We start from the raw sequence: 26038 nt of genomic DNA on the forward strand, positions 1-26038 counted from the left end.
TAAGTGCTCAAAATAAACAAAGCAGACCTATATTGCAAATTTTTTAATCATAAACACGCAAGCAAAATACTTTGGTTACAATATCTATCTTGCTATTAAACTATTAAATCCATACTATCTATATACTTATGCGAAATAAAAATCACGTTCACAACGGACACTGCTAGATTAACAAGGTAGATAAATGCTAAAACACTGTTTACTATGGCTGCTTTTAACAGCCGCCCCGTTTATGAGCCAAGCAGAAGAAGCTCAATCAACGCCGCCTACTAATGCTAAAACAGCTTATATAATCGATAACTTGTATACTTTTATGCGTTCAGGCGCCAGTAAAGACTATCGCTTACTCGGTTCTATTGATGCAGGCACGCAACTGACTTTATTATCTGATGAACAAAACGGTTTTATAAAAGTTAAAGATGATAAAGACCGTGAAGGCTGGGTAGAGGCTAAATTCATCAGCGAATCAGCTGGTTTAAAGCAGCAGTATCAAGCGCTTAACAGCGAAATTAGCGCTATGCAAAATAAATTACGCCAAGCGCAAGTAGAATTACCTGAACTACAAGAACAAAACTCACAGCTAACCGAACAAAATGCTCAGCTGTTAGCACAAATAAGTCAATTACAAGACTCGCTTGCTCAAGAACAACAATTAAAGCAAGCAACCAGTGCTAAAGAAAAGCGTCAGCTACTCACTTATGGTGGTGCTATTGCATTTTTAGGTTTGTTCTTAGGAATTATTTTAACTATTGTGTTATCGCGCAGAAAACGCTATGAAGGTTGGGCGTAAGCGCCACCTATATTGCAGGCATAAAAAAAGCATCAAAAAGATGCTTTTTTTATGCCTGCAATTTTTTATACCTGCAATAATGTACTCAAAGGTTACATATCTAAACGCAGTCCAGGATCCTGTTTGATTTTTTCTATTACCATGTAAGTGTGGTGTGTACCCACCCCTGGAATATCGACCAAATCACCTAATACTTCTCTGTATTCGTCCATATTAGAGACGCGAATTTTTAATAAATAGTCGTAACCACCCGCTACCATGTCACATTCAACAACCTGCTTAATTTTAAGAATGTGTTCGCGAAACACTTTAAATACCGCGGTATTTGAGGTGACTAACGATACCTGCACATGCGCCACTAAGCTTTGATTGAGCTTTTCCTCGCTTAACTTTGCAAAATATCCCTCAATGTAGCCTTCTTGCTCCAGACGTTTAACTCTATCTAAACAAGGACTAGGACTTAAATTCACTTGTTTTGCGAGGTTAACATTTGAAATTCTACCATTGCGCTGCAAAACGTCTAAAATTGATATATCGATACGATCAAGCAGGCGTAATCTATTCGGATTAGTCATATCAGTATTTTATATGGATAAGTTAATAATATGCCCTGTAAATTATCGTAAAACGGCAAAATTAACCAGCATATTCTGCTGGATTTTAATTAGAATGCACGCTTTACACCAACAACATTTAGCGGTAATTAACAATTACCCTAAGTCTTAACACTCCTGAGGGTTGCTTATGTTATTCAATGGCGATTTAACAACGACTTGTCCGATCAGACAAAAGATCCGTGACTTCTACCGTATAGATGAAAATGCGGTTATTGATCACATTTTACCACTTGCAGAAGTCGGTGTTAAAGCACGAAGCCGTGCATGGGAAAGAGCTCGCCAAATAGTTTTAAACATTCGTAAAGACCAAGACGGTCAAAGCGGTGTTGATGCGCTATTAAATGAATTTTCACTATCGAGTGAAGAAGGTGTGGTATTAATGTGTTTAGCCGAAGCGCTGCTTCGTGTTCCTGATAAAGCAACTCAAGAAACATTAATACGTGATAAATTAGCAAACGGCGATTGGAGCTCTCACTTAGGTAGTAGTGACTCTTTATTCGTTAATGCCTCGTCTTGGGGATTATTAGTAACCGGTAAAATGGTTAACTATAACGATAAGACTAAAGAGCAACAGTTTGGCATACTCAAAAAAACCATTGGTCGTTTAGGCGAGCCAGTTATACGTAAGTCTGTTAACTTTGCTATGAAGATAATGGGCAAACAGTTCGTAATGGGTCGTACCATTAACGAAGCGATTGAGCGTGCTGCTGAAAAAGAGCAAAAAGGCTATGTATATTCTTACGATATGCTAGGCGAAGGTGCTCGCACAATGAAAGACGCCAAGCGTTACTTTGATAGCTACATGAATGCGATTCATGCTATCGGTAAAGCCGCAAATGGCCGTGGTCCAATAAAAAGCCCAGGTATTTCTGTAAAGTTATCGGCTATTCACCCTCGATATGAGTTCACTCATAGAGAGCGTGTAATGGAAGAAATCGTTCCAAAACTAAAAGAACTAGCCCTTGCCGCTAAAAAATACGATATCGGCTTTACTGTTGATGCTGAAGAAGCTGACCGTTTAGATATTTCTCTTGATGTTATTGAGGCAGTATTTAGCGATGACGATTTAGGCGATTGGCAAGGTTTTGGTTTAGCGGTTCAGGCTTATCAAAAACGCGCTATTTTTGTTATTGAATGGCTAACCGACCTAGCAACCCGTGTGGGTCGCAAAATGATGGTGCGTTTAGTAAAAGGCGCATACTGGGATACAGAAATCAAAACCACACAACAAGATGGTTTAGATTACTTCCCGGTGTTTACCCGTAAAGCAACCACGGATGTATCATATAAAGCGTGTGCGATTAAAATGCTCGAAGCACGTGATGTACTTTACCCGCAATTTGCAACACACAACGCCTACACCGCAGCGACTATTTTAGAAGTGGCCAAAGGTGATAACCAAGGTTTTGAATTCCAACGTCTTCACGGTATGGGTGAATCTTTATTTGACCAAATCGTTGATGAAGAAAAAATTCAGTGCCGCGTATACGCACCGGTCGGCCAACACGAAGACCTACTTGCTTACCTTGTGCGTCGTTTACTAGAAAACGGCGCTAACTCGTCATTTGTAAATGCCATTGTAGATACCACACAACCGGTTGAAGCATTATTGCCAGATCCTGTTGAAACACTGCAAGGTTTACGTAATAAATACAACACACAGATAAAAATGCCAATTGATTTATACGGTGAAGAACGTGCCAATTCAAAAGGTATGGACTTAACTGATATTAACGTGATCACCCCGTTTAAAGAAAATTTAGACACTTGGTTTGAAGAGCACTTAATTGATGAAAGTCAAGTACCAGAGGGCGCGCTGGCAGTTAAAAACCCTGCAAACCATAAAGAAATTATTGGCCATATAAAATTACAAAATAGCGATGAAATGAAAGTGTTGCTAGCCAACGCTGAAACCGCATTTGAATCATGGTCACAAACACCGGTAAAAGAGCGCGCCAATTTGTTGCGTCGCGTTGCTGATATTTTAGAGCGCCATCACGATGAGCTTGTTGCTATCTGTATTAAAGAAGCAGGTAAAGTAGCACAAGATGGTATTGATGAAGTACGTGAAGCCGTTGATTTTTGTCGTTACTACGCAGCCCGTGCAGAAGAGCTTGCGCAAGATGAGCGCTTTGAAGCCCGTGGTGTTATTTTATGTATTAGCCCATGGAACTTCCCGCTCGCTATTTTCTTGGGTCAAGTTGCAGCGGCCATTGTTACCGGTAACACGGTTATTGCAAAACCAGCAGAGCAAACCAGCTTAATCGCACTTCGTGCCATTGAATTAATGCTATCAGTTGGTTTACCTGAGCACGTTGTACAACCTGTCATTGCTCGCGGTAGCGAAGTAGGTAAAACCATTGTTCCTGATGAGCGTATTCAAGCTGTTATGTTTACAGGTTCAACTGAAACGGGCACGCTTATCTCGCAAACATTAGCAGCACGTAACGATATTCAGGTGCCTTTAATTGCAGAGACTGGCGGCCAAAACTGTATGATTGTTGACTCAACAGCGCTTCCTGAGCAAGTTGTTGATGATGTTATCAGTTCTGGTTTCCAAAGTGCGGGTCAACGTTGTTCAGCATTACGCGTACTCTTTATTCAAGAAGACGTAGCTGATGGCATTATCGATATGCTTAAAGGCGCACTTGCTGAGTTGCATATTGGCGACCCATCATTACTCTCTACAGACGTAGGCCCAGTAATAGATGAAAAAGCGCTTAAAACACTCAACGACCATGTTGAATACCTAAAGGGTAATGCAACACTTCACTATGAGTGTAAAATCCCTGATAACAGCGAAAATGGCGCATTTTTCTTTGCACCACGTTTATACGAAATTAAAGACTTATCGGTATTGAAACGTGAAGTATTTGGCCCGTGTGTGCATGTTATTCGCTTTAAATCGAGTGAGCTTGATAGTGTTGTCGACCAAATCAACAACACGGGTTACGGCTTAACAATGGGTATTCATTCTCGCATTGAAGAACGTTGTGAACATTTAGCGAAAATGTCGCGTGCAGGTAACGTATACATCAACCGTAATATGATTGGTGCCATTGTTGGCGTGCAACCGTTTGGTGGCCGTGGACTCTCTGGTACTGGCCCTAAAGCCGGTGGACCAAACTACCTACAACGCCTAATAAAAGAAAAAGCATCACCAGATAACGTACAAATGACTAACCTAACGCCAGATGAGCTTGATTTACACCACTACAGTGGCGCAAATGAGCAAGTAGAAAAGCTGATGGTTAACTCTATGCGCGATGAAAAAATCTGGCGTGCAACGCCACTGAATGATCGTGTTTCTGCGGTACGTCAGTTATTAGCGAAAGTAGCGACGGTTGAAATTATTGACGACCTCGCGGACGATTTAGCGTTAACACTTGCCGATGCTCGCGCTCAGTTAAACCGCTTAGAAAAGCACATGCGTAAATATACAACATTGCCAGGGCCAACAGGTGAGTCGAATACACTTCACCTTGAAGCACGTGGTTGTGTGGTTTGTTACGCAGATAAAAGCACCTCATTTAACTTTTGGGCACTGTCGATTATTACCGCACTAGCGGCTGGTAATACGGTAATTACTGTTGCATCTGAAATATTTTACGACGAAGCGGTTGCCTTTAGAGATAAGTTTATTGCAACCGGCGTTGCTGAAGGTGTTTTCCAAGTAGCTAAACCAAACCAGTTACAAGCTATATTGGCACACCCTCACCTAGCGGGTGCGGTAGTTGCTGCACGTTCTTCTCGCTTAGGCTACTTCAGCCAACAGCTTGCACAACGTAAAGGCGCAATACTGCCAGTGATCAGCTCAGAGTATTACGACACGCTAATTAAGCGCCTTATTACTGAAAAAACAATCAGTATCGATACAACGGCATCAGGCGGTAACACCTCGTTGATGACGCTTGTTGAAGATGATGAATAGAAAATAGTCATCATTTAATTAAAAAGGCATCAATTTGATGCCTTTTTTTATTTCTAAATGTGAATTTATTTGTTACTTTCTCTAATCATACTTGTTAATTAGAGTTCACTTTGAAAACCATTCCTACTACACAGCTAAAGCCTGGTATGTTTGTACAAAAAGTTGTTAAGCAAACTGGCAATATTAGAATAAAAAACCAAGGCTGGGTTAAAACTCAAAGTGGAATTGATAAATTAATAAAATCTGGCATTTTAGAGGTTGAAATCGATCCTGATAAAATGCTCACCTCTGAAGAATCTGAAACACAACCAACGCCTGCAACTAAGCACAAAATCAAAAAGCGCGATCCATGGTTAATAACCCACAGCGCTGAGCAAGAAATGAGTAAAGCTAAAAAGCTTTATGATGAAGCAAAAAACTTACAAACCAAAGCATTTGGCGATATAGAATCTGGCCGCACTGTTGATGTTGCTCCTTTTAGGGAGCTGGCTAGCGGGTTTATTGACTCCGTATTTAGAAATCAAGATGCGCTGGCGTGCATTACGCAAATGCGCCAAAAAGATGCCTATTTATTAGAGCACTCGATAAATGTGTCTATTTTAATGAGTATTTTTGCAAAACATCTCAATATTGAAAAACCAATCATTGAAGAACTTGCAACAGGTGCCCTATTGCATGATATGGGAAAAATAAAAATACCTGACGCGATTCTCAACAAACCAGGTCGCTACAGTGACGAAGAATTTAAAGTGATGCAAAACCATGCGCGCTTTAGCAAAGAAATACTAGAAGACGCAGGATTAACGGGGATTGCTGTTGATATCGCAGGTATGCATCATGAGCGCTTAGATGGTAAAGGCTACCCCTTTGGTAAGAAAGGCGATGAAATAAGCCAATACGTTCGTATGGCCTCTATTGTTGATGTATATGATGCATTAACCGCTGAACGCGTTTATAAAGCGGGTATGGAGCCAATTAAGGCGTTTAAAATATTAAAACAAGGTTGCCCAGATAGCTTTGATGGCGTGCTACTTAATAAATTTATTCAATGTATTGGTATTCACCCTGTGGGCACGCTGGTAAAACTTTCCAGCCAAAAAGTGGGGCTGGTGACCCAAAGTAACCCTGCAACACCATTAAAACCAGTCGTAAAAACGTTTTTTAATGCCAAACATGGGCGTTACACTGAAGTTCAAGATATTGACTTATCAAGCAAAAGAACACAAGACACGCTTGAATCAGCAGTGAAACCCAAAGAATATAATATAGATTTAGAGGGTTTTTATAAGCACTCTATCTTTAGTTAATTGGCCACTACTGTGGCCAATCTTGCAGAGCTTTTAAGCTAAATTCATAGCCATCAAAATCAAGTACGCTCTGATCCGGTGCTATTTCTAGCACCCTCAATGCACCAATAGACTCCCCTTCATATAGCTCTCTGCCATTGAGTTTTATCCAGCGCTTATCTGCTGTCGACGAATAAATATGTGCCTGATATTTAATGCTTGGCAACATACTTTGTAGGCCATCCGGCAGTAGCTCAACGGGTTGTACCCGTGATGAATGACGAGAGCCTTGAGTTACTTCGTAGTCGGCTGTTGTTTCTGTGTCATTAACGGCTTGCGCAAACGCATTTTTAAGCGTGTCGGGAACCGTATCTAGTTCAGCGGTTGATTCTGGCTGAGCAGGCACATTTTGATTAAGTGGTTTACCTAACACTTTGTATTTACTTAACTCATCGGCACTGAGTGTTCTTTTCGTTGCTTGAGTTGGTACGCTTTTCGGTTGGTTGCTCGGTGATTGAAAACTAGATGGAACGTTATTCTGCGCCGAGAAATTGTGCGCTTGCCCTTGAGACGCTTGATTAACGCTCATAGGTAAATATTGCCCTTGTGGCGTAAGCAACATTTGCTGTACACCCGTTGGGGTTTGTACATAAACCAATTGCCCTGCCAGTGGCACAGAATTGTTAGGCGCAGCTGTTACAAGGGGCGCTTGAGGGGTTGTTACTGCTTGAGCAACCGTTTTTTGTACTTCCTCTGGGCTTGTTGGTTTTTCTACCACTGCTGAGTCTTTTTGACTAAGGTCATTTTGAACAACCTCATTTTTTACGGCTACATTTTCTTGTTGCAGCCACTTCCCGACAAAAAAGCCACTGGTCAATATACCCGTCGCCAATAAACTTCCGGCGAGTAAAAAACTAATTCGACGATAGGTCATCAACTGGTGTTGTTGTTTTAATTGTTGCGCTTGCAAGTCATATTGCTCTGCGCTCATGGTATCGTGCTTTGACTGCTTTAACGCATCTAATAAATAAGACATGAATCACCTAACTAAAGAATAAATGACAGGCCAATTCCTGCACCAAAAAGCATTAACGCAGCAGCGCTATAAGGCCAAATAGAACCTGTTTTACTCACCTTATTATTTGTGACAATAAAGTCGATAGGTAAAGATTCACTCGCTGCTTGCTTAACAATATCACTGCCAACAATTTCTTGTTGTTTAGAAAATGCCCCTACTAATGCGCGTTCACACACCAGATTCATTAATCGTGGCACACCGCCTGTGAGCTGATGCACCATTTGCATCGCTTCCATTGAAAATATTTTCTTGTCACAACCTGCAATATGTAGCCGATGTTGAATATAAGCAATGGTTTGCCCTGGTGTTAGCGCTAACAAGTGATACCTAGCAGTAATACGCTGTGCCAGTTGCCTTAACTCATTTCGCTTTAGAAGTACCTGTAACTCAGGCTGCCCTACTAATACTATTTGTAATAACTTTTTATGGTCGGTTTCGATATTGGTTAATAACCGAAGTTGTTCAAGCACATCGGGGGCAAGCAACTGTGCTTCATCAATAATTAAAATAGTATGCCCCCCCGCTTTATTATTAAACTCAAGGTGCTTTTTAATCACATCCGTTAGACTCTTCAGCGTGGCATTTTTGGCGTCGTAAGTTATTTGTAATTCATCGCAAATACTGGCTAACAGTTCAAGTTCTGATAACGCAGGATTATGGATCATGGCTACTTGGGTATTTTCAGGCAGTCGCTCTAACATACTACGTGTTATGGTGGTTTTACCTGTACCCACTTCACCTGTTAACAGCACAAAGCCACCGTCTTCACCTAGTCCATAGGTAAGGTGCGCTAATGCTTCTTTATGGCGTTCACTTAAAAATAAGTAGTGGGGATTAGGCGAAATTGAGAATGGCTTTTCTTGTAAACCAAAATAGCTTAAATACACCTTTATAGTCCTTGGTCGTTAATTCACGGTCTATAATGGCAAAAAAATAGCCTGGGTGACAACTACAACCAGGCTTTATTATTAAAATAGTGTAAATAAAAAGGCTAACCGTAAATAAAAGAGCATTTTTAGATTCGCTAATATATTAATTAACTACTTCTCATAGCGTACTAGGCGTAAATATACGTTACTTGTTTTAGCATGTAAGCTATTTAAACCACTGGAAAATTGATAAACCCATGCCGAATTTATATTGCTAATACCCGAGGTATTAGACCAATAATTTTGCGACTGCGTTGCTAAAAAAATACCCGCATTAATACTTGGATCGGTACAACGGTGATCTACTATACTAGCTAACTCTTTAATACTCGGCACTTGCCAGTCGTTATAATTTGCCGTGGTGTCATTCAGTGCGCCTTTAAGTGAAGCTTGCCAATTTAATGGTTGAGTATCACCATCGCAGCTAGTTGTTTCGCTATTATAAACTTGACCATAATTACAGCGCTGCCACATTAGCCCTGTTTTAGTATCTGACACAGTGCCATCAATATTAATCACAAATCGGTCGGTATCATCGCTAGTCGCGACTTCCTGATAACACTGCTGCGCTGCAAGTGACTGACTTAATCCTAAGGCTAATAACATAGAGACTTTAATTAATTTCATAATAATCACCTTAACGATTTCTAACTAAGCGCACATAAGCGGCATTATCTTTTGGATAGGCTAAATCATTGCCATCCATCATATCGATAGTGTAAGCCTGAGATAAACTGGCACCATCAACCGCGGTCTGTGAGGTCCAATAGCGTAAATGCCCTTCGGTGTTAGTCGATGGTGTATTAGGAAAAAATGCAGTATCTATCAATACGTTTTGCCCTTGTTTACCGTAATCAATTAAACCTAAAAGTTCAGTATAAGTGGGTAAACGCCAGTTACTACCACCACAAAAATCAAGCGCATTAACTTCATCAATATAGGTTTGTAATCCGCAATCAGTATTGCTCGGGCACGTGGTATTATCACTACCCGCTACATCGCCGCTATTGACAGTCCCTTGCCAAATGTAACGGTTTTGCCCATCACGTAAAGTGGTATTTGGTAACACCCCGGAATAAGGGCTTTTTACTTCCCAAACAAGGCCGGTAGTATTATCACGAATACAGCTAAAGTTTTGCGCATCATCGAGAAGCTCATCGGCAAACTCATTAAGTTTGGTGTAATCAAAAGCCAGATTCCCTTTACCCACTTTACCTAAACGATTGGCAAAACTATCGCGCCCAAGATCAGCATCTTGAGCTGGAAATTCATCATTATTACAATTAATTCGCTGAGTATTGTTATAACACTCTCCTACTCCTGTATCATTTATTAACCCAAGCGCTTTGGGTGTTACATCAATAAATACGGTATCTGTGTCGGTGCGCCCTTTTAAGTCCATAACTTGTACTTCAAAGCTAAGCGTTGCATTTAAATCAATATCAGAGGCAAAAAAGCTGGCAGTACATGACTGTGATTCAATCAGGGTTTCTGCATTACCGGTAAGTTGTTGCCACATACATTGATAAGATTGAGTTGCCGCTTCACTGGCTGTGGCATCTAAGATAACCTTATCAAACTCTTCTACTGTTTGATTAGCGCCTGCATCGGCAATAATCACTTGAGCTGTTTTATTAAGGGTCATATCAAATTGTGATGCAGATACTCCGCCCTCATCATCTGTTACGGTGAGCTGCCATTTTAAGTTGGTGTTATTTTCTAATAATGGATGAGAAAAACTAAGCGTTGGATTGGTATAGCTATCAATTGTTAAATCCGGCCCTGACAATAATTGCCACAAATAACTGCTAATTTCGCCATTTTCATCGGGGTCTGTGGAAGTTAAACCACTTAGGGTTACAGTATCCTTATAAACTGAGGGCAAGTTTGCAGGAGCAACTTGAGTAACAACAGCAAGAGGAAGCTGATTATTAGAGGCAATGAAAACACTCAAGTCGTCATTCACTAAACTGCCATCTGACGTTTGATAGCTAACTCTTAATACCAGTTCACTGTCAGACTTTACATCTGGTGCAGTAATGGTTTGTTCAGCCCCTTCAAGCGGAAACACATCTATAATAGGGCCACTTACACGCTGCCAAGTAAATGTACCATCTGCAGGAGAGCCTTTTGCAGAAATAGTAAACTCTGATTTTTCTACAACTTGAAGATCGTTACCTGCAAATACTGATGTTTTTATATCACTGTTATCAGCACCGCCTCCCCCTCCGCATGCAGCCAAAAGCAAGCATGACATAAGTGGTATTAACGAAATTGCTCTCATACTCAGCACCTTTTTGTCTTAAAATTATCTAATAAAACTATTAAGCAAAAAAAATGCCATTATAAATTATAAATAGCTATCTTGATGAATACGAACAAATAATTTAGTGCCAACTTTACTGTAATCTACTTTATATTCGCGGCCATCTAAGGATTGAATAAACAACAATTGTTTTTCTTCGCTAAATACATCAGCACTAGTAATATAAACAACGTCGAGGTAACGCTCTTTTGCATCTCGGCGGTTTTTTGGCAGTTCTTCTTTAAATGGCTCAAGACCATTACCTGTTACTTTAATTTTAGGGTGAGTCTCACCATTAACAATCACTAAATCTAGTTTTCTGTCTTTATGTATTATGGTGTTTCGACCACTTTTAATGAAAGATCTGTCTTGGCTCATAGTTATTCCTAATCCCGCAGTGAGTGCTTATATTATTATTCACACTGCGACTTTATAAACTGAGAGGGATCGCGCTTCCATTTATTTAAATTTGCGCTAAATTCCCAAATATCACTTTCTATTACACTGGCTGGTAACAGTAAGTCATACCCTGTTAAAAGCTGAAGATGTTTAGCCCTATTAGCAAACATCGCTATGAGCCCATTATAGTCAATTCCTTTTTTTGACCTATATTTATTATCTTCAACTAACCATTCTGATGGGCAATGCCCATTTTTGCAATTTTTTTGAACAACTTGCATAAAGAAATGTCGCTGCTCTATCAACAATTTACCCGCAATTCTTGGAGCTAAAGCAGACAAGAATGAATCTATATCATTTAATTTAATACCAATCGCATTAAGCTCAAGGTAATCAATGCCATTATCAACCTTAGGTATACCACAATGGTGCAAATTCTCTGGGTGTATATGCCATTGTCCATACTTATGCTGATATATTAATTGCTGCTCAGTTAAAATAATACTATAAAAAGGTTCTTGTGTTTTAAAAAAGCCAATTAAAATTGCAGCAATACATAAACTTACTAAAAAAATTTCGATAATACTTATTTCGCCTGGGCGTAATAAATTAAACAGCATGATAATAATCAAGCCAATGCTGCCGACCACTAATATTTCAATTCCATTTTTAGCGCCTTGCGCTCGGTATTTTAGTATTTGTTTATTTATATTAGCCATACTGAAAAAACGCCATATAAAATATAAACATAATAATAGCCCACAATACTAACTTTCTCAGCGTTAAACAGCGTTTGCATGATGTTTTAAAGCTCATCAATTAACTCCCATTATTACTGTTAAATATGCGCAATGACTAAGTATCAGTTATTTTTACGCTTAACGCACAAATTAATGAGATACATAACCGCCTTTTTTTGTCCTGATTTCGTACAATACTTATAATCTATTTTCAGGTATGAAAACAATGCACTCTAAACAATCAGGTAAAGCCTTATTTCCATTTATTATTTCATTACTAATAATTTTTAGCGTTTATTTGTATTTTCCCGCATCACAGGGCGAGCAAGCCAATTACTCGGCAATGACAACGCAAGTTTCTGCCCACACGGTCAGATCGCAAGAAAACGCAATTATGATTGAAGCCATTGGCAGTGCTCGCGCTAATCAGGCTATCTACATTAAAAGCGCCCAAAACGATTATGTCACTAGCATTTACTTTGAAGATGGCGACTTGGTCAGCAAAGGACAAAAATTAGTACAACTGCAAAACCAACAAGAACAATTTGCAGTAAAAGAACTTAGCATTAATTTACAAGAAGAAAAACGTCAATTAGCCAGACTAACCGAGCTTTCTCGCTCGCAAGCGACGGCCAAGTCATTGCTTGAAGAACAACTCGCTCGCGTTGATGCCAGCGAAGCACAACTTGAAAGTGCTAAAACCAAACTCAATGAAATGGCCATCACCGCGCCTTTTTCTGGGTTACTGGGGAAACGCGAAATATCGGTGGGTGCTTATGTCAATAACAGTACCGTGATCACAACCCTCGATGACATTAGTATTATAAAAGTTGATTTTAAAGTGCCTGAAAAGTATTTAGCTCAACTGAAAAACGGCATGATTGTTCGCACTCAAAACGATGCTTACCCTGATCAAACCTTCAGCGGTAAAGTAACCCATATAAGCTCACGTATCGACTCAATCACTCGCAGTGTAGAAGTAACAGCAAGTTTTGCTAATAAATCAGGTTTACTTCGCCCAGGTATGTTGCTTAATACCGCTTTAGAACTGAGCAGTAACCAAGCGCTGATGGTGCCTGAAAAGGCCATTATTCCTCTGCAAGATAAGCATTACGTTTTTCAAATTGAAGATGGCATAGCAAACCGTAAAGAAGTACATGTTGCAAGTAGAAATAATGGCTGGGTTGCGATAGACAAAGGGTTAAGTAATGGCGAGCAAATTGTTACCGAGGGAATAATTAAAATTCGCTCAGGTAGTAAAGTAAGCGTTAAGGGGTAACACGTGAAAATTACCGATACTAGCGTCAAACGCCCCGTTTTTGCGATTGTTATTAACTTACTGTTACTCACATTTGGCTTAGTTGCTTTTAGCATGTTGCCTTTGCGAGAGTATCCAGATATTGAAACACCGATTGTAAATATTAGTACTGAATATACCGGTGCATCTGCCGAAATTATTGAAACAAAAATAACGCAAGTTATTGAAAATCGTATTTCGGGCATTGAAGGTATTAAAAGTATTAACTCATCGAGTCGTAATGGCCGCTCAAACATTACCATTGAGTTTAATATTAGCCGTGACATAGACGATGCCTCCAACGATGTGCGTGAACGTGTTGCGCGTGCACTTGATAGCCTACCCGAACAAGTACGTCCTCCTGAAGTATCAAAATCAAATAGTGACGAAAGCCCTATCGCGTGGTTTGTACTTAACAGTGAAACCATGAATTCATTGCAACTTTCTGATTATGCACAGCGTTTTATTGTAGATCGATTAGCCGTTGTTGATGGCGTATCGAATGTGCGCATTGGGGGGGAGCGAAAGTATGCCATGAAAGTATGGCTTAACCGCCAAGCGATGGCCGCCCGTGGCATTACCTCCAGTGATATTGAGCAAACACTGCGTAGTGAAAATGTAGAACTTCCGGCCGGTGAAATTGAATCAGTTGATCGTGATTTTACCGTTCGCACTGCCCGCAGCTATAAAAACCAACGTGATTTTCAAAACCTAGTTATTAAACGAGGTGAAGATGGTTATTTAGTGCGTCTAGGCGAAGTGGCTGACGTAAAACTAGAAGCCGCCGATGATGAAAGTTTATTCCGAGGTAATGGCCGTAATATGATTGGTATGGGTATTGTTAAACAAGCCAAAGCCAATACCCTAACTGTGGTTGATAACGCCCGCAGTGAACTGGAAAAAATAAAACGTAATTTACCTGAAGGCACCACCATAGAAGACAGTTATGATTCTTCGGTATTTATTAAAGAGTCAATTAATGAGGTTTATAAAACTTTAGCAATTTCTATGGGGTTAGTCGTGCTTATTATCTTTATATTTTTAGGTAACATTCGCGCCACTCTTATTCCCGCGGTCACAGTACCGGTCGCCCTAGTCAGTAGTTTCATGTTTTTATTAGCAATGGGTTATTCAATTAACTTATTAACTCTACTAGCACTGGTGTTAGCAATAGGCTTAGTGGTCGATGATGCCATTGTAATGCTAGAGAATATTCACCGCCGTATTGAACTTGGTGAACCGCCTTTATTGGCAGCTTATCGCGGCGCACGTGAGGTGGGCTTTGCAATTATAGCCACCACCTTAGTGCTTATATCCGTGTTTGTACCATTAGTGTTTATGGAAGGACGAATTGGCGCACTATTTACAGAGTTTGCTATGGCAGTAAGTGCTGCCGTGTTTTTCTCTAGTATCACTGCGTTGACACTCTCTCCGGCGCTGTGTTCAAAAGTGTTAAAGGCCTCTGAAAAAGAAAGTAAGTTTAGCCAAGTTATGGACCGTTTTTTTACTAAATTAGAAAATGGATACCGTAACGCTTTAGCGTCAAACATGACCCGTAAATGGGGCTTAATGCTGAGCTTAGTTTTGGCTGGGTTTGTTAGTTATTCATTATTTTTACAAATACCCTCAGAGCTCACGCCAAAAGAAGATCGTGGCACCTTCTTTGTGCTTATGAATGGCCCTGAAGGGGCAAGTTATGAAAATAACGCAGCTAATATGGCAAAAATTGAAGAGCGCTTGATGCCTTATTCTGAATCTGGCGAACTAAGTCGAGTGCTTGTTCGAGTCCCAGGTTGGGGTGGCAGTGGCGGCGTGGCTATTGTTGGCATGGCTGATTGGGATAAGCGCAAACGCTCAACATGGGAAGTCATGGATGAAATAAGCGGCAAAATGCAAGAGGTCACCGACGTCCGTGCATTTGCTATTATGCGCCGTGGTATTGGCGGAGGTGGTTCATCTCGCCCTATTGAATTTGTTTTGCAAGGTAATGATTATGCTCAACTTGCCGATTGGCGAGATAGAATTATTAAACGCGCTGAGAAAAACCCTGGATTAGTGCGTATTGATCATGATTATAAAGAAACCTTCCCTCAGTTTTTAGTCAGTATTGATAAAAATAAAGCCGCTGATTTAGGCGTATCAGTCTCTGATGTGGGTCGTACACTTGAAACCATGCTTGGCCAACGCCGTGTAACCACCTTTATTGACCGCGGTGAAGAATACGATGTAATTTTAAAGGGCACAAAACAAGACTTTGCCAACCCGACTGATATTTCAAATATTTACCTAAAATCACGTAGCGGAGAACTTGTTCCTCTTGATAGCCTTATTAGCTTAAAAGAAGAAGCCACCGCCTCGCGTTTAAACCGCTATAACCGAATGCGTGCAATTACTTTAAGTGCCAACCTAGCTGATGGTTACACGCTAGAACAAGCACTAAACTTTTTAAACAAGGTTGCCACAGAGGAAAACGACATTGATGGTGCCATTGACTATAAAGGTGAGTCGCAATTGTTTTATGAAGGTGCCTCAGCCATGACCTATGTGTTTGTGCTGGCATTAACCGTGACCTTTTTAGTACTGGCAGCTCAGTTTGAAAGTTTTATGCATCCATTTGTTATTATGTTAACTGTGCCACTTGGTTTAATGGGTGCCATGTTTGGGCTGTGGAGTATGGGGTTAACGCTTAATATATACAGCCAAATAGGTATTGTTATGCTCATTGGGTTAAGTGCTAAAAACGGTATACTGATTGTTGAATTTACCAACCAGTTACGTGATAAAGGCGTAGAATTTAGTGAGGCCATTTTACAAGCGGCTACACAGCGTTTGCGCCCTATTATTATGACCTCCCTAACAACGGTTATGAGTGCCGTACCTTTGGTGTTGGCTTCCGGCCCAGGCTCGGAAAGTAGAATGGTAATTGGTGTGGTGGTATTTACTGGCGTAACGGTGGCAACCATACTAACTCTGTTTGTGGTGCCAGCCGCTTATTACGCACTAGCGCGAAATACACAATCACCTGAGTTTTTACAACAAAAACTTGATAAGCAAGCCGCTGAAAAACCGCTTAAAGAGATCTAAGTCACTCAGAGCGTCGTAACTAGCTGTTACGGCGCTTTATTCAGTGCACATATCCCTAACAATTGAGGAAGTACTTATGAGTTCGACCACACAAGTAGCAACACTCGGCGGCGGCTGTTTTTGGTGTATTGATGCAGCATTTAGGCGTGTAAAAGGTGTACTCAGTGTTTGCTCTGGTTATACTGGTGGACATACTGATAACCCAACATACAAAACTATTTGCACTGGCAACAGTGGCCATGCAGAGGTAATTAAGGTTGAATTTGATGCCAGTGTTATCAGCTTTGAAACCTTACTCGCGATGTTTTTTACCCTACACGATGCCACACAACTAAATCGCCAAGGTAACGATATAGGCACTCAATACCGCAGCGTTGTGTATTATCATAATGAGCAACAACAAGTACAAACACAGGCAGTTATTGCAGAGCTGCAAAGTCATGTTAGCGAACCTATAGTGACTGAGGTGAGCCCAGCAACCACTTTTTACCCCGCAGAGCACTACCATCAGGACTATTACAATGAAAATCCTGAGCAGGGCTATTGCAGTATTTTAATTGCACCCAAATTACATAAGTTTGAAACCGAATTTAGCGAGTTTTTAAACGGGTAATATATTAAAAAGCCCGATTTAAATCGGGCTTTTGTATATTAATAAACACTATATTAGCGATTAAAACTGATAATTTGCCCCTACAAAGAAAGTTCTTCCTGCGCTGTTATAACCTAATAGCTTACCACTGGCAGCAAAGCCCGTCGCAGCAGTAAAATATTCTTTATCAGTAATATTCTCTATTCGAGCAGCTAACGACAAATTATCTAGCAACTGGTAATTGGCTGCTATATTAAATACCGTATAAGCAGCGAGCTCCGAGTCATAATACGCAATCGAAGGACGCGATGAGCGATATTGCATATCCAAGCTGGCATCAAAATCACCCCATGTTTTAGCGAGTTGATAATTAAACGATTCAGAAGGTCTACGTGGTAAATCGGTATTCGTTTTTTCATCTGTAGCGTCTAAAAAGCTAAAGTTAACCGAGTGTTCAAAGCCTAGCGCTGAAAACTCTGCCGACAGCTCAAATCCCTGCATAGATACTTTATCTATGTTAGTGGCAATATATTTACCTGAGTCTGCATCATAATTATTACTAATCAAATTATTGATACGGTTATCGAAAATAGCAATATCATAACGGCCCCATTGGGTTTCTAAAGTTATACCAAGCTCATTATTTAAGGCTTCTTCAGGTTTAATATTATTGTTTGGTAAATAGTACGGGCTGTTAGTCACAAACGCATTAATTAACGAAGGAGCTCTAAATGCAGTACCGTGATTTAAACGTAGTGTTACATAGTTATTTGCTTTGTAACCAAGTCCTGTACTGTAAGTGTTTGCACGGCCATGGAAGTCATAATCATCGGTTCTAACAACCGCATTTGCTAACCATTTGTTATGGCTATAAAACGCGCCTATAAACAACGCCTTATTATCGCGTTTTTCTTCTGATGACGTTGCTGACGAGTTTGATAAATCCTCAGATAAATAATTAAAGCCACCCGATATATCAAGTTCTTGAGTAAGGGTATAACGCCCTCGATATTCAAACTCAACACGCTCTGTGCTATACACTTGCTGCACATCGGTACCTGTTTGGGTATTTTCTTCTTGCGAAACGCTCACCGAAGTACTTTGGCTATATACATCAGAGGCTTTGTTCCAGCCTAGCTTAGCGGTGTAATTTTCAAAGTCGTAGGCATCGTTACCCCATGCATTATCATATTGTGCTTCGCCTTCACTATACTGAGATTGCAGGCTCAACTGGCCTAGTTCAGCAAGCTCATAAGCTAAATTAAAGCCAATGTTTTTATTTTTGTAGCCATCATCATCATGATCTTTTGTGTACTCAGCCGCTGGATCTTTGCCAGTAACATCAAAACCATCCGTCTCTTCGTAGCCTAAATTATAATTAAAGCTAAGCGCCTCTTTTACAAGCCCACCAGCAAGCTGATAATTACTGTAGCTATGGCTGCCTAAAGTAGCCGAAAGCGAGTTATTTGAGGCTTTACGGGTGATAATATTAATTACTCCGGCTACAGCGTCTGAGCCATAAATAGCCGCTCTGGCACCTTTTATAACTTCAACACGCTCGATACTGTTAACTGGAATATTCGTCAGCGATACACTACCTGAGCTTGCATCGCTCACTCTTACACCATCAACCAGTACTAAGGTATATTTAGCGCTGGCCCCGCGAACAAATATATCTGCCTTTTGACCTAACCCACCATTACGGACAATATCTATCCCAGCTATGGTATTTAATATTGCAGGTAAGTCTCGATAATTCGCTTTTTCACTATCAGCGCGGTCGATAACTGCCACACTTGCTAATACATCATTTATAGGTTGTTCAAATTTATTAGCAGTTACTGTTATTGTTTCGATTGATTGTTCTGCAGCAGATACAGAAATAGAGAGTACAGCCGAAATGGCCACACCCAGTGCGGTTTTATTTAACATCATGTCCCCTATCTTTGCCCACCGCAAAGATGTTAGTAAGTAAGATTAAATCAAGGCCGGTCTCCGGACTCAGTTACCATAATTTAATACAGCATAACTTTACCGTTGCGGGGGCAGTGTTGGGATTGACTTCATCAATGAAAACGCACCAACTTCCCGATTATCCTACTAAAAAAATCACACCATTGAAGTGTTTAGCAAGCACCTTGAAAATAGGCTGCTATTGTTATCTGTTTACTAAAAAAAGTCAACGGACGTCTAAACATCTAAAAATCCAAAGATTCAAGGTTCTGGATACGGGGTTCGGGGTTCGGGGTTCGGGGTTCGGGGTTCGGGGTTCGGGGTTCGGGGTTCGGGGTTCGGGGTTCATCATAGATTTAAAAATAAAAAAGCCAAACAATATAACGTGTTTGGCTAAATACATGTTGCTTTGAGCTCAGCGCCTATAGTGCCGAGCTCGAGGCAATAAATTAATCGCGGAAGTTTTTAAACTGAAATGGTTGACCTAAATCAGCAGTGCGTACAACTTGCATAGCCGCTTGTAAGTCATCACGCTTTTTACCTGTTACGCGAACTTCTTCACCTTGAATGGCCGCTTGTACTTTTACTTTAGAGTCTTTGATGGCTTTTACTACTTTTTTAGCCATGTCTTTTTCGATACCCTGTTTAAGTGCAACGTTACGAAAAACATTTTTGCCCGCACGAGAAATATCTTGTAGCTCTAAGCTTGCAACATCCATCCCACGTTTAGAGATTTTACTCGCTAAAATATCAAATAACTGCATTACCTGAGCATCTGCTTCAGCTTTTAATTTAATTGTTTTATCGTTTAGCTCTATTGATGCATCAACGCCTCTAAAATCAAATCGCGTTTCTAGTTCACGGTTGGCGTTATCAACCGCATTTTTTGCTTCGTTCATTTCTACTTCAGATACAATATCAAATGAAGGCATAGCGTTCTCCTAACTATCTAATCTTAATTTTATGCCGCAATTATAACGTTAAAATGATAAATCTTTACATTTTTCTGCATTTTGTTCAGGTGCGATACTAAATTAGTTTGATATACTGAGGCTTCTTTTTTATACGATTTTAGGAATTTTCGTGACAAGGCGTGTTTACCAAGCAATTTTTTTAATTAGTATTGTTGCGTTTACCTTCTTATTTGCTAAAGAGGTAAAGGGCGCGGCAAACTTATTTCCGCATGTTGATAAAGTAGCGCATTTTGGTATCTTCTTTTTACTTGCCATTATTATGGATAAAGCGTTTAAACTCCCATTATATGCACAAATACTATTACTCGCTGGTTACGGTGCAGCAATAGAAATTATGCAAGATAGCCTTCCTTACAGACAAGCATCACTGGCCGATTTTGTTGCCGATTTTATTGGTGCAGCGAGCTACTTTTTAGCTAAAGCCCTGTTAACACTGCGTAAAAAGAAGCATTATGGCTAACATACTTGTTGTAGGTGATGGCGCTATTGGCTTGTTATTTAGCCATTTTTTAGCCAAGCATCACGCTATATATATACTTACTCGAAAAGGCACAGTTAATACTCGCTTTTACAGCCACAGTAACGCTGCGTCTGAAAAAATTAACGCCACTTTTATCTCACAAGAGCAGTTATCTCAAACTCCTGAATTTGATATTGTTTTATTCACGGTAAAAGCGTTTGCAGTGCAACAAGCCTATGCTCAAGTAAAACCTTATCTAGGCAATAATACCCATATTATACTGAGTCATAATGGCATGGGTAATGTTGAACAATTAAATGAACAGCTAACAAAGCAGCAGTCATTGTACTTTTTAACCACCAGCATGGCTGGATTTAAGTCAAACCCTAATATTGTGCAACATACCGGAAACGGGCAAAGTGTATTAGGGGGCTGTAATCAACTAGCTATTCAAAATATTCAACAGCTTAGTGCGCAATTACACACTATTCCGCAGTTAATTGTCAGTAACAATATTGAACAACTACGGTTTGAAAAGCTACTGGTTAATATTGCAATAAATCCATTAACCGCTCACCACAATATAAAAAATGGTCAGTTACGTGCACCGCAATACAGTAGTGCAATTATTAATTTATTAGCTGAGGCGTGCCACATTGCAACCGCGCTAAAACTCAATATTAAGCTTATAGATGCCCTAGAGCGGGCTTACAAAGTAATGAGTTTAACTGCCGAAAATTACTCTTCGATGCATCAAGATGTAATGCACAATAGACAAACAGAGATCATGGCGATTTGTGGCTATATAAGTGAGCAAGGAAAACTGCACCATATTGCAACACCTTATAATGACGCCTTACTTGCTAAAATTTTGGCAAAAAAAAGCGCGGAATAAATCCGCGCATTTAGGGTCTGTTGACCTTTCAAGGTTAAATTTGCAGCAGTCTGTTTGGTATTTAGGTAAGGCAGAGCCTATGTGGTGTGGTTATTCCCCATAAATAGGCGATAACGCAGCATCAATGCCAAACAGGCGCTGCCCGAAGGGTTCTGCCTCGGGGCGATTTACTCTTTGTTGCTCGATTTTTACTTAGCCCACTAGGTTACAAACCTCGCGCCGCGATTAAACCGCCCCTAGTTTGAACAAATTATAATCCGCAAAGGTCAACAGACCCAATATCTTATGCCATCAAGGACGATATACTCTAACAGTGGTAAAGCCTTCTTCGTGAAGAATAAGCGCTTGTAATTGGCTCATTACTCCTTTTTGGCAATATAAGTAATAATCTTTACCTTTAGGTAAATCGCCAAACTTTGTTGCTAAGCGGAAAAACGGTAAGTGGATAACTTCAATACCTTCAATTTCCAGCGGCGCCGCATCTTCTTCTTCAGGCGAGCGAATATCAACAACAACCGCTCCCTCTGGTAACTCTGTAACTGATTCTGCCTCTTTAAGCTCTTGCTTAGCCTCAACATCAATATCGCGCACATCCATAACACGGGCGTTATCAATAACGGTATCTAATACATCAAAGTCAAACTTTTCTTCTTCTGCTTTAATCACTTCAATTTTGGCTTTAACTGTCGGCTTTTTAGAGATCACACCGCAGTATTCAGGCATCGTCTCTGCCATTTCTGCAGTGCCTATTTGGCGCGCTATATTGATGATTTCTTGCTTATCATGTTGGATAAGTGGGCGTAAAATGAGCGTTTCGGTTACGCGGTCAATCACACTTAAGTTAGCTAAGGTTTGACTAGACACCTGACCTATACTTTCACCCGTAACCAATGCTTGAATATTTAGTTTTTCAGCGACGGCACTACCCGCTCGCATCATCATACGTTTAAGGACAACGCCCATTTGGCTGTTCTCAACGTTTTCTAAGATTTCAGCAACCACTGGCTCAAAATCAACAGTAATAAACTTAACTTTGTGAGTAGAGCTGTATTGTTTCCATAGATAGTAACTCGCTTGTTTAACCCCAATTTCATGAGCAGCGCCACCTAAATTAAAGAATAAAAAGTGCGTGCGAGCACCTTTACGGATCATTTGATAACTGGCAACGCCAGAATCAAACCCACCAGACATAAGCGATAATACATCGTCTTGTGTTGGCAGTGGAAAGCCCGCCATTCCTAAATGCGTTTGCGTTACTATGTAGGCTTTTTCGTCTTTAATTTCTAAACGAATCGTTACTTCTGGGCGACTTAGCTTTACTCGAGCCCCTTCAACATGTTGATTAAGCCCGCCACCAACGTAACGCTCTAGCTCAGTTGAAGTAAAATCATGTTGACCTATGCGCTTAGCACGGACACAAAAGGTTTTACCAATAATAGTGTGACCAACTAGCTCAATAGTTTTTTGATAAATGTCATCAATCGTTTTAAAGTCTGTTTCAGTCACTTCAATAAACTGCACGATGCCAGGTATACGTTGTAAGCTGTCGATAAAATCAAGGCGAGTTTGAGCATCGTCAAGTTTTGTTACAACTGAAATGTTATCCCAGTTATTACGTACCTGTACTTTTTCGTCAACACGACGCAATACAATTTTAATGTTATTTTCTAACACTTTAGTAAAGCGTTTACGGACTGAACGGCTTTTAATGGCTATTTCAGGGTGAAGTTTGACGATAAATTTAAGCATAGTTTAACTCTTAGACTGCGGGAATTCGCGCACCCAGGTATTGGGCGCGGCGGATTATAGCAAAAAATTTAGCGCCTAGGAACTAACCAACTTAACGGGCTTAAGGATTCTGGGGAGCAGCATTTGCTAAAAGTGCGTACTTGTCTCTTAACTGATTAATTTTATTTGCGCTTTTTTCGGTGCTGTAGGCTTTAAATAAAGTCAGTACTTTTACAATACCAGGGTAAATATCTTGCTCAACCAGCACACCACTAAGCCTCCTTGCTTTCATATAGGGTGTCCAAAAGCTGACCGTTAATTTTAACGTATGAGCAAGTTCGATAGCATCTTGTTCATCAATAGCAATAATTTCGCTGTCGCGTAAGGCCAAAATGATGTTACGCACCTGCTCAAGTAACTCCTGTTGAAAATCAATGTAACCCTGTTTTAAATGACTATCGCGAGCGAGAATATCGCCAAGGTTGTCGTAAAAAAAATGATAGCGCCACATCAATTCAAATAGCGAATCTAAATAAGGACCTAGGTGTTCAAAAGCATCGTCGCCTTGATCAACCGGCTTAAAATGAGTACTTAAATGGTCACGATAAAGTGCAAATATATGGCGAATAATGTCTTCTTTATTTTTAAAGTGGTAGTACAGATTACCCGGACTCATACCTAAACTCGATGCGATATGATTAGTAGATATTGCTCTTTCACCATGTTCATTAAACAATGAAATACTGGTTTGAATTATTTTATCCTTGGTATTCATATACTCATTACTCAATTTTCGAAAATACGATGCTGCATTAAAATAATCCGCCTAGTATAAACAAATCATTGCATTTGTAACACTGCGCAGCTGCAGTTATATACAATTTACTCACAAGGCTGCTTTGCACACTAAACACTGCTACACTACGGCTAAAAATAATAACACAGTAAATATTATGAAAGTGACCGCAATCTACCCAGGCACATTTGACCCTCTTACCAACGGCCACACTGATTTAATTCAGCGTGCGGCTAAAATGTTCGATACCGTTATTGTGGCTATTGCTCATAACCCAAGTAAAAAACCGTGTTTTACTTTAGAAGAACGCGTTGATTTAGCAAATGAGATTTTAAGCCATTTAGATAATGTAAAAGTCATTGGCTTTTCAGGGCTACTCGCCGATTTAGCCCGTGACCATAATGCTAATGTACTGATCAGAGGCATAAGAGCGGTTTCTGATTTTGATTACGAGTTTCAGCTCGCGAATATGAACCGCCGTTTAAACCCTGATTTAGAAAGCGTATTTTTAACGCCTGCCGAGCGTAATACCTTTATATCATCAACGCTAGTAAAAGAAGTAGCACGCCATAACGGGGATGTGAGTGAGTTTGTTGACACCATAGTTATGAAAGCCCTGCAGTCAAGGCTGGGTAAAACCAAGCACTAAACACAACACCTAGCGTATTATTACATTGCGCTAGGTAGTTTCGCTCTTGCTGGAAATAGAATGTTCTTAAGCCTCACTAAGCCCAAAAAATCTTTATTGATAAATAGTGCCAATGCCATTATAAGATCAAATAGAATAACGCCAAACCCATATGCAGCCCAAAACCACCAATAGTCACTGTTTGCTTTAACTTGAACATCATAATGCATTCCTAAAAATAAACAGGTATTAACACCCAACCCCAGCATTAAGTAATAAAAAGCAATTGGCGTGTTTTGCAACGTTATTTTTCGCCATAAAAAAAGTATCAAAATAGTTGTGAGATCAAATATGAAATAATCTTTATAAGTAGAAGTTTCGAGGCTTAAAAATGCACTTAGAAAATAAGAAATCATCATTATTAATGAAATATGCAGTAAGCTTTTATCTTGTTTATTAATGCTCGAAGAAAGGTTAAATAGAAAAGCGATTAAAAATAACCACAATATAAAATTACCTAAATTCTCGCCAACTTTAACAAGTAGCCATAATAAATCTGTCATTATGGGCTTTTAAACTCAGCGCATGATCTAAATAAACGACCTTTAAGTTTCATTAGCCCTAAAAAGTCTTTATTGATAAAAATAGCAATAATCATTAGTAAATCAACAACATTAACCCCCATAGAGTACAGGCTCCACAACCACCAAGGATCTGAGTTCCAGTTTATATAAAGATCTATGTAAATAGCATACGTTAAACAAGCATTAATCAATAAGCCACTAACAATATAGTTTTTAGCCACATCGCTTTCAAAGCTTGAAGCTTTTGTTATTATAAAAATAATACAAACTGTAGCGAAATCAAAAAAAATCCAGTTAAGGTAAACGTTTTTGAAAACTAAAAGGAAGTCACCAATAAGGTAAGAAAAGAACATGATTGTGGCTAAATAGACCAAAGATTTATTTAGCGTATTTATACTCGATACCAAAGTGTACAACATGGCCATTAAAAAGCCCCACTGTATAAATGCATCAATATAATCAGCTAAAAATAAGTCTACATAATACATTTATTGGATTTTGTTAAGCTCAGTCGTTTTGAATAATGAAATGAGTTTACTTTTAAGGGTGTGTAAGCCAAGGAAATCACGGTCTACTATTAAAGCGACAATCATAATCAGATCAATAATGTTTACACTGAACGTGTAGATATCCCAAAAAAGCCAAGGTTCTTTATTTTGATATACATTCAAATCTAAGTACATGAGGGAAAAGAAAAGTGAATTTATTGCAAGACCCACAATTAAATACAAAAAAGAGGGTGTCGTTTTTCTTAACATAGCCATAGCTATTAGCAAGCAAAGAATGGTAAAAATATCATAGATAGCCCAATCTAATAAAACCGCAGTTTTAATTGATAGCCAAGTAAAAAAATAGTCTGAAAGAGTATAAGAAACCATCATAATAAATGAACTGAGTAATAAAGTTGTATTTCTTTTTACGTTTAAAGTATAGACAAAGACATTAAAAAAAATGCCATTAAAAAGCCCCACA

The 26038-nt window shown here is 39.7% G+C and carries 23 protein-coding genes and 1 riboswitch; of the genes, 9 read left to right on the forward strand and 14 right to left on the reverse strand.

What is annotated here, in order from left to right; all coding sequences use genetic code 11:
- The first annotated feature begins 184 nt into the window (after positions 1 to 184).
- The gene (locus N523_RS0117200; RefSeq protein ID WP_013464329.1) at positions 185 to 790 is read left to right on the forward strand and encodes a TIGR04211 family SH3 domain-containing protein; all 606 of its coding nucleotides are present in this window, start codon (positions 185 to 187) and stop codon (positions 788 to 790) included.
- A gap of 92 nt (positions 791 to 882) precedes the next feature.
- On the opposite strand, the gene N523_RS0117205 is transcribed toward N523_RS0117200, so the two are convergent.
- Complete coding sequence (locus N523_RS0117205; RefSeq protein WP_016899359.1) at positions 883 to 1365, reverse strand: winged helix-turn-helix transcriptional regulator; 483 nt, start codon at positions 1363 to 1365, stop codon at positions 883 to 885.
- Positions 1366 to 1534: 169 nt separating this feature from the next.
- On the opposite strand from N523_RS0117205, the gene putA reads away from it, so the two are divergent.
- Both putA and N523_RS0117215 read left to right on the forward strand, forming a co-directional pair.
- A complete protein-coding gene (gene putA, locus N523_RS0117210; RefSeq protein ID WP_013464326.1) occupies positions 1535 to 5338 on the forward strand; it encodes a bifunctional proline dehydrogenase/L-glutamate gamma-semialdehyde dehydrogenase PutA in 3804 nt (1267 codons plus the stop codon).
- Between the two features lie 110 nt (positions 5339 to 5448).
- Positions 5449 to 6645 (forward strand): HD-GYP domain-containing protein, encoded by a 1197-nt coding sequence (locus N523_RS0117215; RefSeq protein ID WP_028835492.1) that lies wholly within the window; start codon positions 5449 to 5451, stop codon positions 6643 to 6645.
- Between the two features lie 7 nt (positions 6646 to 6652).
- Here the strand turns inward: N523_RS0117215 and N523_RS0117220 are convergent, their stop codons facing one another.
- From N523_RS0117220 to N523_RS0117245, 6 genes are all read right to left on the reverse strand, one after another.
- On the reverse strand, positions 6653 to 7660 hold the full coding sequence (locus tag N523_RS0117220) for a general secretion pathway protein GspB (RefSeq protein WP_028835493.1): 1008 nt from the start codon (positions 7658 to 7660) through the stop codon (positions 6653 to 6655).
- A gap of 11 nt (positions 7661 to 7671) precedes the next feature.
- Positions 7672 to 8589: an ExeA family protein gene (locus tag N523_RS0117225; RefSeq protein ID WP_028835494.1), complete on the reverse strand. Its 918-nt coding sequence runs from the start codon at positions 8587 to 8589 to the stop codon at positions 7672 to 7674.
- 153 nt (positions 8590 to 8742) lie between these two features.
- Positions 8743 to 9258, reverse strand: a complete 516-nt coding sequence (locus tag N523_RS0117230) for an Lcl C-terminal domain-containing protein (RefSeq protein ID WP_013464322.1) — start codon at positions 9256 to 9258, stop codon at positions 8743 to 8745.
- A 10-nt stretch (positions 9259 to 9268) separates the two neighbouring features.
- The gene (locus tag N523_RS0117235) at positions 9269 to 10915 is read right to left on the reverse strand and encodes an Lcl C-terminal domain-containing protein (protein ID WP_028835495.1); all 1647 of its coding nucleotides are present in this window, start codon (positions 10913 to 10915) and stop codon (positions 9269 to 9271) included.
- A gap of 66 nt (positions 10916 to 10981) precedes the next feature.
- Positions 10982 to 11314, reverse strand: coding sequence for a hypothetical protein (locus tag N523_RS0117240; RefSeq protein ID WP_013464320.1), 333 nt, complete (start codon positions 11312 to 11314; stop codon positions 10982 to 10984).
- A 35-nt stretch (positions 11315 to 11349) separates the two neighbouring features.
- Positions 11350 to 12054 (reverse strand): DUF2982 domain-containing protein, encoded by a 705-nt coding sequence (locus N523_RS0117245; RefSeq protein WP_028835496.1) that lies wholly within the window; start codon positions 12052 to 12054, stop codon positions 11350 to 11352.
- Positions 12055 to 12301: 247 nt separating this feature from the next.
- Between N523_RS0117245 and N523_RS0117250 the strand changes: the two genes are divergently transcribed.
- The 3 genes from N523_RS0117250 to msrA all read left to right on the forward strand — a co-directional run bounded on the left by N523_RS0117250 (position 12302) and on the right by msrA (position 17069).
- A complete protein-coding gene (locus N523_RS0117250) occupies positions 12302 to 13354 on the forward strand; it encodes an efflux RND transporter periplasmic adaptor subunit (protein ID WP_028835497.1) in 1053 nt (350 codons plus the stop codon).
- A gap of 3 nt (positions 13355 to 13357) precedes the next feature.
- Positions 13358 to 16456, forward strand: a complete 3099-nt coding sequence (locus N523_RS0117255; RefSeq protein WP_028835498.1) for an efflux RND transporter permease subunit — start codon at positions 13358 to 13360, stop codon at positions 16454 to 16456.
- 76 nt (positions 16457 to 16532) lie between these two features.
- A complete protein-coding gene (gene msrA / locus N523_RS0117260; RefSeq protein ID WP_028835499.1) occupies positions 16533 to 17069 on the forward strand; it encodes a peptide-methionine (S)-S-oxide reductase MsrA in 537 nt (178 codons plus the stop codon).
- 60 nt (positions 17070 to 17129) lie between these two features.
- Here the strand turns inward: msrA and N523_RS0117265 are convergent, their stop codons facing one another.
- Both N523_RS0117265 and N523_RS0117275 read right to left on the reverse strand, forming a co-directional pair.
- On the reverse strand, positions 17130 to 18980 hold the full coding sequence (locus N523_RS0117265) for a TonB-dependent receptor domain-containing protein (protein WP_028835500.1): 1851 nt from the start codon (positions 18978 to 18980) through the stop codon (positions 17130 to 17132).
- A gap of 37 nt (positions 18981 to 19017) precedes the next feature.
- A riboswitch (cobalamin riboswitch) is annotated at positions 19018 to 19183 on the reverse strand.
- Positions 19184 to 19450: 267 nt separating this feature from the next.
- Positions 19451 to 19933, reverse strand: a complete 483-nt coding sequence (locus N523_RS0117275; protein WP_013464315.1) for a YajQ family cyclic di-GMP-binding protein — start codon at positions 19931 to 19933, stop codon at positions 19451 to 19453.
- 151 nt (positions 19934 to 20084) lie between these two features.
- Here N523_RS0117275 and N523_RS0117280 point away from each other — a divergent pair, with 151 nt between their 5' ends.
- Positions 20085 to 20435 (forward strand): VanZ family protein, encoded by a 351-nt coding sequence (locus tag N523_RS0117280; protein ID WP_008466003.1) that lies wholly within the window; start codon positions 20085 to 20087, stop codon positions 20433 to 20435.
- The gene (locus N523_RS0117285) at positions 20428 to 21330 is read left to right on the forward strand and encodes a ketopantoate reductase family protein (protein WP_028835501.1); all 903 of its coding nucleotides are present in this window, start codon (positions 20428 to 20430) and stop codon (positions 21328 to 21330) included. The genes N523_RS0117280 and N523_RS0117285 overlap by 8 nt, the downstream gene beginning before the upstream one ends.
- A 291-nt stretch (positions 21331 to 21621) precedes the next feature.
- Here N523_RS0117285 and thiI read toward each other — a convergent pair whose 3' ends face one another.
- Both thiI and N523_RS0117295 read right to left on the reverse strand, forming a co-directional pair.
- Complete coding sequence (gene thiI / locus N523_RS0117290; RefSeq protein ID WP_016900261.1) at positions 21622 to 23079, reverse strand: tRNA uracil 4-sulfurtransferase ThiI; 1458 nt, start codon at positions 23077 to 23079, stop codon at positions 21622 to 21624.
- A 100-nt stretch (positions 23080 to 23179) separates the two neighbouring features.
- Complete coding sequence (locus N523_RS0117295; protein ID WP_013464311.1) at positions 23180 to 23833, reverse strand: TetR/AcrR family transcriptional regulator; 654 nt, start codon at positions 23831 to 23833, stop codon at positions 23180 to 23182.
- 178 nt (positions 23834 to 24011) lie between these two features.
- Between N523_RS0117295 and coaD the strand changes: the two genes are divergently transcribed.
- On the forward strand, positions 24012 to 24503 hold the full coding sequence (gene coaD / locus N523_RS0117300; RefSeq protein WP_024601870.1) for a pantetheine-phosphate adenylyltransferase: 492 nt from the start codon (positions 24012 to 24014) through the stop codon (positions 24501 to 24503).
- Positions 24504 to 24523: 20 nt separating this feature from the next.
- On the opposite strand, the gene N523_RS0117305 is transcribed toward coaD, so the two are convergent.
- From N523_RS0117305 to N523_RS19160, 3 genes are read right to left on the reverse strand one after another with little or no spacing between them, the layout of a single operon-like run.
- A complete protein-coding gene (locus N523_RS0117305) occupies positions 24524 to 25045 on the reverse strand; it encodes a hypothetical protein (RefSeq protein ID WP_028835502.1) in 522 nt (173 codons plus the stop codon).
- Positions 25045 to 25554, reverse strand: coding sequence for a hypothetical protein (locus tag N523_RS0117310; RefSeq protein ID WP_028835503.1), 510 nt, complete (start codon positions 25552 to 25554; stop codon positions 25045 to 25047). The genes N523_RS0117305 and N523_RS0117310 overlap by 1 nt, the downstream gene beginning before the upstream one ends.
- Entirely contained in the window at positions 25555 to 26037 is a 483-nt protein-coding gene (locus N523_RS19160; RefSeq protein WP_331280069.1) for a hypothetical protein, read from the reverse strand.
- Position 26038 lies beyond the last annotated feature (1 nt).

It is taken from the genome of Pseudoalteromonas sp. 23_GOM-1509m (assembly GCF_000518425.1).
In the GTDB taxonomy this organism is placed as follows: Bacteria; Pseudomonadota; Gammaproteobacteria; order Enterobacterales; family Alteromonadaceae; genus Pseudoalteromonas; species Pseudoalteromonas tetraodonis.

What these genes read in the sequence shown, in the direction of transcription:
- N523_RS0117200 (WP_013464329.1), top strand. Translation starts at nt 185, where the DNA reads ATGCTAAAACACTGTTTACTATGGCTGCTTTTAACAGCCGCCCCGTTT.
- N523_RS0117205 (WP_016899359.1), bottom strand. Translation starts at nt 1,365, where the DNA reads ATGACTAATCCGAATAGATTACGCCTGCTTGATCGTATCGATATATCA.
- putA (WP_013464326.1), top strand. Translation starts at nt 1,535, where the DNA reads ATGTTATTCAATGGCGATTTAACAACGACTTGTCCGATCAGACAAAAG.
- N523_RS0117220 (WP_028835493.1), bottom strand. Translation starts at nt 7,660, where the DNA reads ATGTCTTATTTATTAGATGCGTTAAAGCAGTCAAAGCACGATACCATG.
- N523_RS0117230 (WP_013464322.1), bottom strand. Translation starts at nt 9,258, where the DNA reads ATGAAATTAATTAAAGTCTCTATGTTATTAGCCTTAGGATTAAGTCAG.
- N523_RS0117235 (WP_028835495.1), bottom strand. Translation starts at nt 10,915, where the DNA reads ATGAGAGCAATTTCGTTAATACCACTTATGTCATGCTTGCTTTTGGCT.
- N523_RS0117240 (WP_013464320.1), bottom strand. Translation starts at nt 11,314, where the DNA reads ATGAGCCAAGACAGATCTTTCATTAAAAGTGGTCGAAACACCATAATA.
- N523_RS0117245 (WP_028835496.1), bottom strand. Translation starts at nt 12,054, where the DNA reads ATGGCTAATATAAATAAACAAATACTAAAATACCGAGCGCAAGGCGCT.
- N523_RS0117250 (WP_028835497.1), top strand. Translation starts at nt 12,302, where the DNA reads ATGCACTCTAAACAATCAGGTAAAGCCTTATTTCCATTTATTATTTCA.
- msrA (WP_028835499.1), top strand. Translation starts at nt 16,533, where the DNA reads ATGAGTTCGACCACACAAGTAGCAACACTCGGCGGCGGCTGTTTTTGG.
- N523_RS0117265 (WP_028835500.1), bottom strand. Translation starts at nt 18,980, where the DNA reads ATGTTAAATAAAACCGCACTGGGTGTGGCCATTTCGGCTGTACTCTCT.
- N523_RS0117275 (WP_013464315.1), bottom strand. Translation starts at nt 19,933, where the DNA reads ATGCCTTCATTTGATATTGTATCTGAAGTAGAAATGAACGAAGCAAAA.
- N523_RS0117285 (WP_028835501.1), top strand. Translation starts at nt 20,428, where the DNA reads ATGGCTAACATACTTGTTGTAGGTGATGGCGCTATTGGCTTGTTATTT.
- thiI (WP_016900261.1), bottom strand. Translation starts at nt 23,079, where the DNA reads ATGCTTAAATTTATCGTCAAACTTCACCCTGAAATAGCCATTAAAAGC.
- N523_RS0117295 (WP_013464311.1), bottom strand. Translation starts at nt 23,833, where the DNA reads ATGAATACCAAGGATAAAATAATTCAAACCAGTATTTCATTGTTTAAT.
- coaD (WP_024601870.1), top strand. Translation starts at nt 24,012, where the DNA reads ATGAAAGTGACCGCAATCTACCCAGGCACATTTGACCCTCTTACCAAC.
- N523_RS0117305 (WP_028835502.1), bottom strand. Translation starts at nt 25,045, where the DNA reads ATGACAGATTTATTATGGCTACTTGTTAAAGTTGGCGAGAATTTAGGT.
- N523_RS0117310 (WP_028835503.1), bottom strand. Translation starts at nt 25,554, where the DNA reads ATGTATTATGTAGACTTATTTTTAGCTGATTATATTGATGCATTTATA.